Annotated in this window: 18 protein-coding genes and 1 other annotated feature; all 18 genes read right to left on the reverse strand. The window is 33.3% G+C overall.

Annotation, left to right across the window (positions count from 1 at the left end; genetic code table 11):
- Positions 1-6: 6 nt before the first annotated feature.
- The 18 genes from ruvA to ACZYT4_RS03330 all read right to left on the reverse strand — a co-directional run bounded on the left by ruvA (position 7) and on the right by ACZYT4_RS03330 (position 15183).
- Positions 7-573, reverse strand: a complete 567-nt coding sequence (ruvA, locus tag ACZYT4_RS03245; protein ID WP_463782212.1) for a Holliday junction branch migration protein RuvA — start codon at positions 571-573, stop codon at positions 7-9.
- A 98-nt stretch (positions 574-671) separates the two neighbouring features.
- Positions 672-1958: a GTPase ObgE gene (gene obgE, locus ACZYT4_RS03250; RefSeq protein WP_463782213.1), complete on the reverse strand. Its 1287-nt coding sequence runs from the start codon at positions 1956-1958 to the stop codon at positions 672-674.
- Positions 1959-2015: 57 nt separating this feature from the next.
- Positions 2016-2300 carry a 50S ribosomal protein L27 gene (gene rpmA, locus ACZYT4_RS03255; protein ID WP_463782214.1) on the reverse strand — a complete coding sequence of 95 codons (285 nt, stop codon included), beginning with the start codon at positions 2298-2300 and terminating at the stop codon, positions 2016-2018.
- Between the two features lie 4 nt (positions 2301-2304).
- Positions 2305-2628 (reverse strand): ribosomal-processing cysteine protease Prp, encoded by a 324-nt coding sequence (locus ACZYT4_RS03260; protein ID WP_463782215.1) that lies wholly within the window; start codon positions 2626-2628, stop codon positions 2305-2307.
- A complete protein-coding gene (rplU, locus tag ACZYT4_RS03265) occupies positions 2628-2984 on the reverse strand; it encodes a 50S ribosomal protein L21 (protein ID WP_463782216.1) in 357 nt (118 codons plus the stop codon). Before rplU ends, ACZYT4_RS03260 begins: the two co-directional genes overlap by 1 nt.
- 20 nt (positions 2985-3004) lie before the next feature.
- Positions 3005-3073 (reverse strand) — a sequence feature (ribosomal protein L21 leader region).
- A gap of 77 nt (positions 3074-3150) precedes the next feature.
- Positions 3151-4056 carry a tyrosine recombinase XerC gene (gene xerC, locus ACZYT4_RS03270; protein WP_463782217.1) on the reverse strand — a complete coding sequence of 302 codons (906 nt, stop codon included), beginning with the start codon at positions 4054-4056 and terminating at the stop codon, positions 3151-3153.
- Complete coding sequence (gene trmFO, locus ACZYT4_RS03275) at positions 4049-5338, reverse strand: methylenetetrahydrofolate--tRNA-(uracil(54)-C(5))-methyltransferase (FADH(2)-oxidizing) TrmFO (protein WP_463782218.1); 1290 nt, start codon at positions 5336-5338, stop codon at positions 4049-4051. Before trmFO ends, xerC begins: the two co-directional genes overlap by 8 nt.
- 36 nt (positions 5339-5374) lie before the next feature.
- On the reverse strand, positions 5375-7450 hold the full coding sequence (topA, locus tag ACZYT4_RS03280; protein WP_463782219.1) for a type I DNA topoisomerase: 2076 nt from the start codon (positions 7448-7450) through the stop codon (positions 5375-5377).
- A gap of 49 nt (positions 7451-7499) precedes the next feature.
- Positions 7500-8264, reverse strand: a complete 765-nt coding sequence (gene dprA / locus ACZYT4_RS03285) for a DNA-processing protein DprA (RefSeq protein WP_463782220.1) — start codon at positions 8262-8264, stop codon at positions 7500-7502.
- A gap of 132 nt (positions 8265-8396) precedes the next feature.
- The gene (locus ACZYT4_RS03290; protein ID WP_463782221.1) at positions 8397-9029 is read right to left on the reverse strand and encodes a ribonuclease HII; all 633 of its coding nucleotides are present in this window, start codon (positions 9027-9029) and stop codon (positions 8397-8399) included.
- Entirely contained in the window at positions 9014-9895 is an 882-nt protein-coding gene (gene ylqF, locus ACZYT4_RS03295) for a ribosome biogenesis GTPase YlqF (protein ID WP_463782222.1), read from the reverse strand. Before ylqF ends, ACZYT4_RS03290 begins: the two co-directional genes overlap by 16 nt.
- Before the next feature lie 19 nt (positions 9896-9914).
- Positions 9915-10457: a signal peptidase I gene (gene lepB / locus ACZYT4_RS03300; RefSeq protein ID WP_463782223.1), complete on the reverse strand. Its 543-nt coding sequence runs from the start codon at positions 10455-10457 to the stop codon at positions 9915-9917.
- A gap of 88 nt (positions 10458-10545) precedes the next feature.
- Entirely contained in the window at positions 10546-10896 is a 351-nt protein-coding gene (rplS, locus tag ACZYT4_RS03305) for a 50S ribosomal protein L19 (protein ID WP_463782224.1), read from the reverse strand.
- Positions 10897-11008: 112 nt separating this feature from the next.
- The gene (gene trmD, locus ACZYT4_RS03310) at positions 11009-11728 is read right to left on the reverse strand and encodes a tRNA (guanosine(37)-N1)-methyltransferase TrmD (RefSeq protein ID WP_463782225.1); all 720 of its coding nucleotides are present in this window, start codon (positions 11726-11728) and stop codon (positions 11009-11011) included.
- Entirely contained in the window at positions 11718-12221 is a 504-nt protein-coding gene (gene rimM / locus ACZYT4_RS03315) for a ribosome maturation factor RimM (protein ID WP_463782226.1), read from the reverse strand. The genes trmD and rimM overlap by 11 nt, the downstream gene beginning before the upstream one ends.
- Before the next feature lie 37 nt (positions 12222-12258).
- Positions 12259-12510, reverse strand: a complete 252-nt coding sequence (locus ACZYT4_RS03320; RefSeq protein WP_463782227.1) for a KH domain-containing protein — start codon at positions 12508-12510, stop codon at positions 12259-12261.
- Between the two features lie 14 nt (positions 12511-12524).
- On the reverse strand, positions 12525-12797 hold the full coding sequence (gene rpsP, locus ACZYT4_RS03325; protein ID WP_463782228.1) for a 30S ribosomal protein S16: 273 nt from the start codon (positions 12795-12797) through the stop codon (positions 12525-12527).
- A gap of 67 nt (positions 12798-12864) precedes the next feature.
- Complete coding sequence (locus ACZYT4_RS03330; protein WP_463782229.1) at positions 12865-15183, reverse strand: cation-translocating P-type ATPase; 2319 nt, start codon at positions 15181-15183, stop codon at positions 12865-12867.
- Positions 15184-15187 lie beyond the last annotated feature (4 nt).

The following is a 15187-nucleotide window of genomic DNA, read 5'->3' on the forward strand; positions in this document are numbered from 1 at the left end:
CTCCCATTATATATTAACTAATAACCCAAGTGCTTTTTTGACATATCCATTTGTATCTAATTTTTCATTCACAAGTGTATTCATGACACGATCAACATCCTGTTGTTTATATCCCAAAGCGACAAGTACTTCCACAGCTTCATCAAATTCTACAGATGTTAAAACCATTTCAGATGAAGATACCTGGAATTTTCCTTGTAAATCCAAAACAATCTGTTGTGCAGCTTTAGGTCCAATACCTGGAATTTTTCGTAAATAAGCTATATTCTTTGATTCAATCGCATTAATAATAGCTTGGACATCTCCCGTTGCTAAAATACCAATAGCTGTTTTACAACCAATTCCTTTGACTAAAATCAATTTTAAAAACAATTCTTTTTCTTCTTTTGTTAAAAAACCAAAAAGAAGGATTCCATCTTCTTTCACTTGCTGATAAACATAAACCAGTGTTTCCTTTCCTTTCGTAAACTGATAAGGATTTGAAACATATATTTGATAACCAATACCTTGATTATCCAAAACGATATGATCTTTAGACATATCCATAATAACACCTTTAATATAACTATACATTTGACAACTCCCATTTCATAATATCTTCATCATTATAGCACAAAATTATCATAAATAAAAAAATGAGAATCAAATTTCTCATTTTTTTAGAAATGGGTTTAATCATAAAATTCAAATTCGAAATCTAAAATAGAAACTGTATCTCCAGCTTGAACTCCAGCAACACGTAATGCATCATCCAAACCGATATTACGCATTTTTTGAGCAAAACGTTTCACACCATCATCACTACCTAAAGAAGCCATTTGAACAATCTTCTCTACTTTTTCACCAGTGACATGCCATTGTCCATTTCCCATATTATGAATTTCAAAACCAATTTCATCTGGTTTTTCATATGTATAAAGAACACTATTTTCCTGCTCTTCAGCTTCAGATGCAAATGATGGTGTACGATCCAATAAATCTGCAATAGCATATAAAACCATATCGACACCTTCTTGAATCAGTGCAATCACAGGGAAAACAGGAATATCTTCACCTAGTTTTTCTTTAAAACGTTTTAAATTTTCTTGGGCACCAGGTTCATCCATTTTATTAGCAACAATAATCTGTGGTCGTTCTAACAAACGATATTTGTATTCTCCCAATTCCTTATTAATTGCAAGATAATCTTCATACGGATCACGACCTTCAGTGCCACCCATATCAACAACATGTACAATAACACGACATCTTTCAATATGTCTTAAAAATTGATGGCCTAAACCTTTACCCTGACTAGCTCCTTCAATAAGACCTGGTAAATCTGCCATAACAAATGAACGCCCATCTTTTGATTGCGCAACACCTAAATTAGGTACAATCGTTGTAAAATGGTAATCGGCAATTTCTGGTTTTGCTCGTGTTACAACAGAAAGTAACGTTGACTTTCCTACTGAAGGAAATCCAACCAGTCCAACATCAGCCAATAATTTCAATTCACAAATCAGATGATACTTTTCACCTGGTTCTCCTCTTTCACAAATCGTAGGTGCTGGGTTACGACTTGTCGCAAATCGTGCATTCCCACGACCACCACGTCCACCTTTGGCAATAGTGGCACGTTGCTTATCATGAGTTAAATCAGCAAGAATGCGACCTGTATTTTCATCATAAATGATAGTTCCAACAGGCACTTTCAAAATCATATCGGCACCATCCGCTCCATGCATTTTCTTGGCCATTCCCTGACCACCACTTTTGGCTTTATATTCACGATGATATCTAAAATCTAATAATGTTGAAAGTGATGTCGTTGCTTCAAAAATAATACTTCCACCTTTTCCTCCATCACCACCGGCAGGACCACCTTTAGGAACATAAGCTTCACGACGGAAAGCGACAACACCATCTCCACCTTTTCCAGCTTCAACATAAATATGCACCTTATCAATAAACTTCATTTTCTCACCTTCTTTTTTATCTTTTTCAAAAAAAGAACCCCATATCAGGGGTTCCTATTAAGCAGCTGGGTAAACAGAAACTTTCTTTCTTGATCTTCCGTCTCTTTCAAATTTAACAACACCATCTACTTTTGCAAATAAAGTGTCATCTCCACCTTTTCCAACATTTACACCAGGATGAATTTTTGTTCCTCTTTGTCTGTAAATGATAGAACCAGCAGTACAGAATTGCCCATCAGATAATTTTGCTCCTAATCTTTTAGATTCAGAATCACGACCATTCTTTGTTGAACCTACACCTTTTTTAGAAGCGAATAATTGTAAATCTAATTTAAACATCATGGTTTCATACCTCCATCTCTATGATTTTTATGTATTTTGAATAAGATTCCTCAATTGTTTTAAGCATCACTTCAAATGTCTCTAGCACCACTTGAACTGTCTTATGATTTTGATGAACCTTAATATCCATAAATCCTTCTCTTATTTCAATTGTTCCCAGTTTCTGTGATAAAAAATCAAAATGAGCTAAGGCATTTGCTATACCAAAGCAGGCTGTACTCACACCTGCACATACCAAATCCTTACCATACTCATCACTTTCAGCATGACCAGAAACTGTTATTTGTAATATTGATTGATGACTCTTTTTTATAACGGCTTCAATCATTATTCTGCAGCTTCAGTTGTTTCTTCTTTTTTAGCTGCTTTTCTAGCAGTTTTTTTAATATCTTCGATAACTAATTTTGTATAAGGTTGTCTATGCCCTTGTTTTTTATGATAATGTTTCTTAGGATTATATTTGTAAATTAAGACTTTCTTTTCTTTTCCTTGTTTTTCAACTTTTGCAGTTACACTAGCACCTTTGATATAAGGGTTACCAATTTTACTTGTTTTATCACCAATGAATAAAACTTTGTCTAAAACAACTTCTTCTCCTTCAGCAACATCTAATTTTTCAACAAAAATAGTATCTCCAACTTCAACTTTTAATTGTTTTCCACCAGTTTCAATAATTGCGTACATGATGTACCTCCTTCTTTTTACTATAATCTCAGACTCGCCAATCAAGGCAGCTTAGCTTTAATACCTTGTATGTGCGGTTGTAGCTAGAGGTCTACAACATTTGTATATTATCATTTTCTTATCTTATCGTCAATATTTTTTTAAAAATATTCTTGCAATCTTTCAACTATTGATTGCGAGGATGAGCATGTTCATAAACTTCTTTTAAATGCTGATTTGTTATATGGGTATAAACTTGCGTTGTCGATAAATTTGAATGCCCAAGCAGTTCCTGGACAATACGAATATCAATCCCTTGTTCTAATAGATGTGTTGCAAAAGAATGACGAAATGTATGAGGATGAATCTTCTTGGTTGGATCATAGTTTTTTACAACACGATTCACAATATCTTCGACACCTCGATTTGTAAGAGTCTTTCCAAATTTATTCACAAAAACAAATTCATGTTCCTGATGATTCTTCATCATAATTTCCTGACGATCATTTTCAATATAATCTTTCAGCCACATTGCTGCATAATCATGAAACGGAACATAACGATCTTTACCACCTTTTCCATGAATCAATAGAAATTGGCGAGAAAAATCAATTTGAGACAATTGTAAAGAAACAACTTCCGAACAACGCAATCCAGAAGCATACATCAATTCCAGCATAGCCTTATTTCGTCGTCCTAAAGATGTATGGGTATCAATGCTATCCAACAAATCAATCATTTCATCAATATATAGGAAATCCGGTTGACGTTGTGGTTCTTTTAAGGAACTCACAAGTAAAAAAGGATTATCATCTATCAATTCTTCTTTTTGTAAATAACGATATAAGCCTCGTAAACTACTCATTTTATGATTAATTGTTTTAGGAGACAGATTTTTTGTATGCAGATAAGCTAAATATCCTCTTAAAAAAGGATATTCCACTTCTTTAAAATCCTCGATATTTTCCTGATGGCAATACTGAATAAACTCTTGAATATCTCTTTGATATCCCTCGATTGTCAGTGTTGAATAATTCTTAACATACTGCAAATAATTCAAATAGGCATTCGTATCATCCTTGAATTTAGACATTTTCTATAAAAGCCTCCATCGCTTCAATAGCACGTTTTGCATAAGCTTCCTTACGTTGCTTCTTTTTGACTCTTTCCTTTAGTTCTGGCAAAATTCCAAAATTTGCTTTCATTGGTTGAAAATCCTGTTCATCACCATGAGTAATATAATAAGCCAGTGAGCCCATCACAGTTTCCCTTGGGAAAACAAGCAACTCTTTTTGTTGGAGATAACGTCCCATATTCATACCGGCAACCATTCCACTTTGAGCAGACTCCACATATCCTTCAACACCTGTCATTTGACCAGCAAAAAACAAATCATCACGATGAACAAATTGATAGGTTGATTTCAAATAACGTGGCGAACAGATAAAACAATTACGATGCATCACACCATATCGAACAATCTTCGCATTTTCTAATCCAGGAATCATATGAATAATACGTTCCTGTTCACCCCATTTTAAATGGGTTTGAAAACCAACAATATTATAAAGAGATCCCACAGCATTATCCTGTCTTAATTGCACAACTGCATATGGTCTTTTTCCATCTTTTTCTAAACCAACAGGTTTCATAGGACCAAAAAGCAGTGTCTGACGTCCTCTTCTGGCAATTTCTTCAAATGGCATACATCCTTCAAAAAACTTTTCTTCAAAATCCTTTGGTTTGACAACTTCAGCATGAATCAGAGCATCATAAAATGCTTCAAATTCTTCCTCAGTCATTGGACAGTTAATATATTCAGCTTCTCCTTTATCATATCTTGATTTGAAATAAGCCTTAGAAAAATCAATACTATCCTTTTCAATAATAGGTGCTGCTGCATCATAAAAATAAAAATAATCTTTTTGTAATAACTGCATAATTTCTTGAGATAAAGGTTCACTTGTCAAAGGTCCTGATGCAATAATGGTAGGTCCTTCAGGAATATGTGTCACTTCTTCTCTCACGACTTCTATCAATGGATGAGATTCAATATATTCACTAATTGCCTTTGAAAAACCAAAACGATCAACCGCCAAAGATCCTCCTGCTGGCACCTGATGTTCTCGTGCAAAGCGCATAATCAGACTATGATTCATTTCCATTTCTTTTTTCAATACACCCACAGCATTATTCAATCCATCTGCTCGTAAAGAATTAGAACAAACCAATTCAGCAAAATATTCTGTTTTATGAGCTCCTGTCATCTTTTGTGGACGCATTTCATATAAACGGACAGGTATCCCTTGTAAAGTCAACTGATGCGCTGCTTCAACACCGGCCAATCCTCCACCAACAATATTTACTCTTTCCATCTTTTTTTCCTTTCTAAAAAGTCCCATACGGGACTTTTATTTAATAATTGTTTTACACTTTGGATATGCTGAACAAGCTTTAAATTCCCCAAAACGTCCTTTTTTGATAACGATTGGGCTACCACATTTTGGACACACTTCATCCGTCATCACTGGTTCAGCTTTTTTTCTCTCACTCTTAATATATTTACATTCAGGATAATTGGAACAGGCTTCAAATTTTCCATAACGACCTGTTTTATAAACCATTGGGCTGCCACATTTTGGGCATGTTTCACCTGTATATTCCACTGTTTCTGGTTCTTTTTTAATATATTTACATGTTGGATAATTCGAACAGGCAACAAAATCACCATAACGTCCTTTACGGATGACCAAATCTCCTCCACATTCAGGACATTTCTCTCCTGTTTTTTGTGGTTGAATCTGCTCCATTTTCTCATAGGCATTTTCCAGCAAAGGTTCAAATTTGTCTTCAAAAGCCGTTAAAGCATGAACATAATCATCATGTCCCTCCGCAATTTCATCTAATTCCTTTTCCATTTGTGCAGTATATTCAACATTAATAATACTATCGAAAAACTCTACCAGTTTCTCATTTGTTAATAAACCAGATTCAGTTGGTTTAAAAGCCTTATCAACAACTTCTACATATTGTCTTGTCACAATAGTATCAATAATACTTGCATAAGTACTTGGTCTTCCAATTCCTAAATCTTCTAATTCTTTAATCAGCTTGGCTTCAGTATAACGTGCTGGTGGTTTTGTAAAATGCTGTGTCTTTTGTATATCTTGACTCAGTAATTTTTCTTTTGTTGCTACTTCTGGTAAAATCTCATCATTTTGTTTTTCGTATGATCCATAAACACGAAGATACCCATCAAAACTAATCACTGATCCTGTTGCCTTAAATTCATAACCATTGTTATCTAAAGCAATCGTTGTTGCATTTAATTTGGCAGGAGCCATTAAAGAAGCAAGCGCACGAGCATAGATTAAAGAATATAATTTATATTCATCCTGATTTAAATATTCTTTCACACTCTCAGGTGTACGCATGATACTTGTTGGTCTAATCCCTTCATGTGCATCCTGAACATTATCTTTCTTCTTAGACACTTTGACACTTCCAATATATGACTGACCATATTTTTCACCAATATAGTGTTTTGTTTCTTGGATAAAAGTATCAGATAAACGAATAGAGTCCGTTCTCATGTAAGTAATTAACCCAACTGTTTCGTTTCCAATATCAACACCTTCATATAGCTTTTGGGCAATCATCATAGTACGTTTGGCTTTAAAATTCAATTTAGATGATGCTTCCTGCTGTAAAGTCGATGTGATAAAAGGTGGTTTAGAGGCACGTTTCTTTTGTGTCTTCTTTACATCTGCCACAGTAAATTCTTTATCTAAAGCTTCATAAACTTCTTCCGTTTTTGAAGCATCATGAAGTTCAATTTTACGATTATGATATTTTGAAAGTTCTGCACTAAAAAGAATATCATCTTTTTCAAAGACTGCTTTCACCTTCCAATATTCTTCAGGTTGGAATGCCTCGATTTCTTTTTCTCTTTCACAAATCAGTCTCAACGCTACAGACTGTACACGTCCTGCTGATTTAGATTTAATTTTCTTTTGTAAAAGCTTAGAAAGCTTAAATCCAATAATACGATCTAAAACTCTTCTTGTTTCCTGTGATTTCACAAGATTTTGATCAATAGTACGAGGATTTTTTAACGCGTTAATAACGGCATCACGTGTAATTTCATTAAAAACAATACGATTCGTTAAATTCTCATCTAACCCTAAAACTTCCGCAAGATGCCATGAAATAGCTTCCCCTTCACGGTCAGGGTCGGTTGCCAGATATACGAAATCCGCATCCTTCACACATTTCTTCAATTCTTTCACAACATCTTTTTTATCTTTATTTATGACATAATTGGGTTTGAAATTATTTTCCACATCAACTCCTAAACCACCTTTACCAGTGGTTGCCAGGTCCCTAATATGTCCTTTTGAAGAAGTCACCTCAAAATCTTTACCTAAATATTTTTCAATTGTCTTCGATTTTGAAGGTGATTCGACAATCACTAAATTCTTACCCATTATATTACCTCCTACGTGTTTTCTATTATTCAATCTTTTTTAAAATTTGTCAACCATAATCTTCATCTTCCAATATATCACATACATTCAAAACAAGCTGAGCACCTTGTCTGATCAATGTATTACATCCTTCATAATCATCAAAACGACCGGGAATACAATAAATATTCTTTCCCTGTTCTAAAGCATATCCTGCTGTAATCATTGTTCCACTTTTCTGTTTAGCTTCACTGATCAACAGACATTGTGACAATCCAGCAATAATACGATTTCGAAAAGGAAACAAATGTTTTTGTGGTGCTGTCATAAAAGGATATTCACTCAAAACAAGATGATTTTGTTTTAATTCTTCATACAATAATCTATTCTCCTTAGGATAACAATATTCTATGCCTGTTCCCAAAACTGCAATGGTATGTCCATGATATGCTATCGCATTTTGATGGGCAACAGTATCAACACCTCTTGCCATCCCACTGACTATGGTATACCCATTTTTCACCAGGTCTTTCACAAAAATATGCGTTGCTCTTTTCCCATAATCACTCATATTGCGCATTCCTACCACACCTATTGTTTTTTCTTTCAACAGTGATAAATCACCATAATAATACAAAACAAAAGGTGGACAATTGATTTGCTTCAACAATTCTGGATAATCATGACTAAAAATAGTTATGTAATGACATTTCATTTTCTTCATCAAATTAAGCTTTAAATGCTCATCAACTTCCTCCTTGTTCATCAATGCGTTATAAATTTTTTGAAAATCTCCTTCATACTTTAAAGAAAAATACAATACTAATTCTTCCATATAATAATCCTCCTATTATTTATATACGCAAAAAATAATGATTTTTCTTTTTTTACTATGAATTTTTTTCAAAAAGAAAACAACCAATAATTTTATTGATTGCTTTTAAGAATCATCAATACAATAAATTTTTTATGATTCATCAAATAAACTCAATTGCTGATTCATAACCTCAATAACAGGTTGAAAAGAACGGCGATGAATCGGTGTCACCCCATACTTTTTCAATGCTTCCTTATGTTGTTTGGTTGGGTAGCCTTTATGTTTGTCAAAGCCATATTCTGGATAGATTTTCGCATATTCCTGCATCATATGATCACGTGTGACTTTTGCAAGAATACTCGCTGCACCAATGCTGATAGAAAGCGAATCACCTTTAATGATCGCTTGATGTTCTATCGCATCGCCCAGTGGCATAGCATCTGTCAATGCATAATCTGGGCGAATAGATATATGTTCAATAGCATCCAGCATGCCTTTTTTACTAGCCTGATACACATTCAAGCGATCAACATCTTCAACATCAATAATTTCAATTTGATATGCTAAAGCATTTTGGATAATGATCTGATAAAGTTCTTCACGTTTTTTTTCAGTTAATTTTTTAGAATCATTAATTCTTTCATCATAATAATCTCGAGGGAAAATAACCGCTCCAACAACCAATGGTCCAGCCATAGGCCCTCGACCTGCTTCATCAAGACCTACGATATATTTTTTTCCAAGTTCATATGCTTGCTTTTCATACTTTAATCTTTCACACATAATGGTGTCTCCCAAGTTATTCTTCCGATACTTCCATCATTGATTTCACTAAAGAAAAGTTCCATAACACGATCATAATCTGTTTCTCCACGTAATGGTTTTATTTTCCTTACCTTTGCGATATGATCAAATGTTTTGATAATCCAATCCTCATCATCTAAATCAATTTCCAGCTGATAACGTTCTTTTAAAAGCTGCGGATAATGCATAGACAAATATTTCATTGCTTCAATAAACAAATCATCTAAAGGTAAAATATTTTGTTTAATAGACCCTAACAATGCAATATTTTTAGCCACATGCTCATCATCTAATTTAGGCCACAAAACACCGGGTGTATCAAACAATTCAAAATCTTTGGCAACTCTGATAATTTGTTGAGCTTTTGTGACCCCAGGCTTATTTCCTGTGACAGTTGCTTTACGATTGGCTAACTTATTAATAAAAGTGGATTTTCCCACATTGGGTATACCCAAAACCATTGCACGTATTGCACGTGGTTTCAAACCTCGCGCCAACTCTTTTTCCATTTTCTCCTTCAAAACACAACGACATTTTTCAATAACTTTCTGATATTCATTAAAATTCTTTAAATTGACACTCATGGCCTGATAACCCTGTTCTTCATAATATTGAACCCATTGCTTTGTATAACGATCATCAGCCATATCTTGTTTTGTTAAAACGATTAAACGTGGCTTATGACGAACCAATTCATTAATCATGGGATTCTTTGAAGAATAAGGAGCTCTCGCATCTACCAATTCTATAACAATATCTATAACTTTGATTTTTTCACTGATTTCTCTTCTTGCTTTTGCCATATGACCAGGGAACCAATGAATATTCATTTTCTGATTTGCCATTTTATCACCATCTTTCTATCTACTCTATCCATTGAATACTATCAAAAGGAAAAATAACCAAACCTTTCATACCAATAAAATCATCAATAGTAAAAGGACCTAAATCTCTCGAATCCGTTGAACGAAGTCTATTATCCCCCATCACAAAATACTCACCACTTCCTAAAGTGACTTCAAAATCCTCAGTAAACTGATCTACATTATATGTTAATTTTGATTCTTCCACAAAATCTTGATCTAAGAAATCCTGTTCAACATGTTGACCATTGACATATAATTCATCATTTTGAAATGAAATCGTTTCATTAGGTAAACCAATGACACGCTTAATAATTTTTTCATTTAACTGCTGACTATCAATAACAACAACATCAAAGCGATGAATATTTTCCTCCTGAATACCTATAGCATTTATCATGGCAATACTATTATCATGCAATGTATTTTCCATAGAAACACCTTCAATACGCACAGGAATCACTATAAATTTAAAAATTCCTATTGTCAGTGCAATCACAACAATAATTTCTACAATAGAAATATATATTTTCTTTTTATTCATTGACCTCGCTCCTTTATATCAGTCTTTATTATTATATCGTTAAAAAGATAAAAAGACTAGAAAAAAAGTATGGGTTGTCCCATACTTCTTATTTACGGATTTCTTTAATTCTTGCAGCTTTACCAGATAATCCACGTAAGTAATGTAATTTAGCTCTACGTACTTTACCGATTTTAGCAACTTCAATTCTATCAATAATTGGTGAATGAAGTGGGAAAACTCTTTCTACACCAACTTGATAAGAAATTTTTCTTACAGTGAAAGTTTCAGAAATTCCTCCACCTTTTCTTGCAATACAAACCCCTTCAAATAACTGAATACGAGATTTGTCACCTTCTTGAATTTTTACATAAACTTTTAAAGTATCTCCAGGTTTAAAATCTGGAATGTCTTTTCTTAATTGTTTTTTAGTAATTTCTTGTACTAATTGCATATTCATAAATATGACTTCCTCCTTCACAAATTTTTTCTACGAAGTTCATACGTTTTCAAACCAGCGGAGCTTCTGCGTCTCATAGACTATGAAATAGTATCATTTATTGAAATGAAAATCAATCTTTTTTTGTGATTTTATTTAATATTTTTATTTCCTCTTCAGTAAAAGAACGATTTTTAAAAAGATCAGGACGTTTCTCATAAGTTTTCTTCAATGATTGTTCTAATCTCCATTGTCTAATTTTCTCATGATGTCCACTCATCAAAACATCAGGAACACAGTTACCATCATATTCATAAGGGCGTGTATACTGAGGGTACTCCAACAACCCCTGACTAAAGGAATCATCTTCATGAGAAGATTCACGAATAGCACCATCAATCAAACGAATAATGGCATCACAACATACCATACTGGCCAATTCTCCACCAGTCAATACATAATCTCCTATTGAAATTTCCATATCGACATAATCACGAATACGTTCATCAAAGCCCTCATAATGCCCGCATATAAAAATTAAATGCTTTTCTAAGGATAATCGATAACTAAGTTTTTGTTGAAAGACCTGTCCCTGTGGTGACATTAAAATGACAAGAGAATCTGGTGTCGTTATACTCTTTAAGCAATCAAGAATAGGCTGACACATTAAAACCATACCTTGCCCACCACCATAAGGATAATCATCTACTTTCTTATGTTTATTATTGGCGAATTCACGAAAATCATGAATCTGGACATCAACCAATTGTGAATCAATCGCACGTTTGATAATAGATGTTTTTAAAAATCCATCAAACATTTCAGGAAACAATGATAAAATATCAATCTTCATGATAAAAACCTTCAATCAATTGAACATCAATACGTTTATTTTCAATATCTTCATCAATAACAAATGCATCGACATAAGGAATCATAACTTTTTCCTTTCCTTTGACAACCAATATATCATGATGATCATATAATTGAACATCAATAACATCGCCAATCAGATGTCCACGATCATAAACCTGACAACCAATCAAATCACTGATATAGTATTCTCCCTCATCTAATAAACTCTCATCTTTGGGCGCATAGATGAAACAACCTTTATATTTTTCCACAAGATTAATATCTCTTAAATTTTCAAAAGTTACCAAAACATGTCCTTTATGAAAACGATGTGAAGCAACTGTCATTTCTATATCTTGATTATGATAATCTAAAAAGAGTTTTGCTCCTGTCGCAAATCTTTCTTCAACAAAATCAGTCGAAGCTTTGACTTTTAATTCACCTTTAATGCCATGCGTATTGACAATTTGTCCTACAATCACTTTTTCCATACTGTCCTCCTTGAAAAAAATAGATGTGCGAGCACATCTATTCTCCATAAGATTCAAATTTAATATCTAATCTTTGATGGTTTAAACGTCCACTTACTGACATAAATTGACGAATAGAATTAGCCATCATTCCTTTTCTACCAATTAATCTTGCAATATCACTTTTTGTTGCATAAACATATAAAACAATTGTATCTTCATCTAAAGAAGGCATTTGTCTCACTTCAAGTTTATCTTTTTCTACAACCAGTTCACTTGCAAGTTCCTGTAAAATTTTGACGTAATCCACTTCTCATCACCAGCTTATTTCTTAGCTTTTGAATCCGCAAATTTTTTCATGATACCTTTTTGACTTAATAAATTTCTTACTGTATCAGAAGGTTGAGCACCTTTACTTAACCATGCTAAAACTTCTTCTTCTTTAATTGTTACAACTGCAGGATCTTGTCTAGGATCATAAGTTCCTAATTGTTCTAAGAAACGTCCATCTCTAGGCATTCTTGAATCTGCTGCTACAATTCTATAGTATGGTGATTTTTTAGCACCCATTCTTTTTAATCTAATTTTTACTGCCATAATCTTTCCTCCATTTATTGATTTTGCTTAACTATCATAACATATTTTTATAAACTGTCAAGTATTTTTACTTAACATCTTTTGTTTTTGTAGAAATGATATATCTGACAACCTCTTTAAATAATAAACCAATACATGCAATAATCAGTGTTAAAACCATTTGTGATAAATTCAACATTGCGATATGTAAAAGTTGATGGAATAAAAGAATTGCTAAAATAAATCCTAATACCATTGTGATACAGACAAATAAACGCAATTTATTCATTGGAATACATGAAACAATGACCGCCTGCATACTAATACATACCAAAGCAAAATACATCATTGTGACACTCTGTTCTAAAGGGATATGAAATAATGGTCTCCCTGTATAAATCAATAAGAAACATAACAGAACACCCGCTGCATGCGGGATAGTATTTTTAAAGACAGTTGGTAAAAATTTTCCTTTAATTTTATGTGTCTGTGGTTCTAATAATGTTAAAAATGATGGATAGGCTTCAATGACCAAATCGACCAAAGTAATTTGGATAGGAATGAATGGAAATGGTATATTAAAAAAGGCACAAGCTAATGTTAAAACAATAGAATAGATTGTTTTAATAAAGAAAACACTAGCTACACGTGTTAAATTATTAACAACACGACGTCCTTCAAGAACGACATCAGGTAAGCATGAGAATTCTGAATTCAGTAAAACAATTTGCGATAACTGTTTGACTGCTTCGCTTCCTTCAGCAATCGCAATACTGCAATCCGCTTCCTTTAAAGCTAACATATCATTCACACCATCACCTGTCATAGCAACTGTATGTCCTTGTCTTTTTAAGGCTTCTACAAGCCATTTTTTCTGTTGTGGTGTGACTCTTCCAAATACAGAATACTGATTCACAAGTTCATCCATATGACTTTGTGCATCAGGGTATTCACTCATATCTACATAACGATCATAAGTTTTTAACCCTGCCATTTGGGCAATTTTAGAAACAGCTAAGACATGGTCACCAGAGATGACCTTAACATCAACACCTTGCTGATCGAAATACTGTAATGTTTTTTCAACATCTTTACGAATCATATCTGTTAAGACAATAGCGACAAGTGGAGTCACTTGAGGAAGTGCTTTGTTTTGATCAACTTCATGATGCGTATGAGCGATGACAATAACACGTTTTCCTGCTTCTATTTGTTTTGTTAAAGAGGCAGGTAAATCTTTCATCAAACGTTCTGGAGCTCCCATGACTAAACTTCCATAATTTTCAAATGTCATAGCACTCCATTTTCTTTGAGATGAAAAAGCCACTTTATGTGAAGGTGCATGATGACCATTTAATTGAAAATCACTACAAATAGCTTGATAAGTCGCATTGTTATCATCACTATAATGTAAATAAGAGCCAAAATAATCTTCAAATTCATCTTTTGAAAATGGTGATAAATATTCAATATTTTCAACCTTCATTTTTCCATTTGTAATGGTTCCGGTTTTATCAAGACAAAGTGTATCTACATGAGCAAGAGTTTCTAAAGAATAAATATCCTGAATAAGAATCTTTTGCTTAGCTAATTTTGTAACCCCTGCAGCCAAACTAACACTCATCAATAAAACAAGTCCTTTTGGTAACATTCCTAATAAACCAGCTGAACTGCTGACAACCGCATCAAAAAGAATATCGTGTCGTAAAAAATAAGCTTCTAAAAAGAGAATAATACCTAAAGGTACAATCATAAAACTTGTCATTTTTGTGACTTTTCTCATTGAATTTAAAAGCTCTGATTGTAATTCCTTAGCTTTTTTAACTTCATTTGTTAAACGGGCTGTATAGTTATCATTTCCAACATGAATGACCTGAGCCATACATTTCCCACTGATAACACTACTTCCAGAAAGGAGATTGCTCTGATATTTTTTATAAATAGGATCAGATTCTCCTGTCAATAATGATTCATTTGCTTCAATTTCACCATCAATCACAATACTGTCGCAACAAATCTGATCACCAGATTCTAAAATCATAATATCATCTTTGACAATTTCATTGACATCAATTGTTTGCTGTTGTTGATCACGTAAAACCTTCACATGAGGAATCATCATTAATGATAACTGATCAACCAGTTTTTTCGCATGAATTTCCTGAACAATACCAATACAGACATTCATAATAATGATGACAATAAAAATCATATTAGACCAAGCACCAACAAGCGCTAAAGCTATGGCTATGATAACATTTAAAAAATTAAATAAAGTACAGATATTTTCACGAAATATTTGTGAATAGCTTTTTGATATTGTCTGTTGTTGTTGATTAACTTCACCAGATTGCTGACGTTGTAAAACTTCTTGCTTCGTCAATCCTCTGACCTGATGTTGATTCATTTCA

This window comes from Massilimicrobiota sp. mt181 (assembly GCF_055420065.1).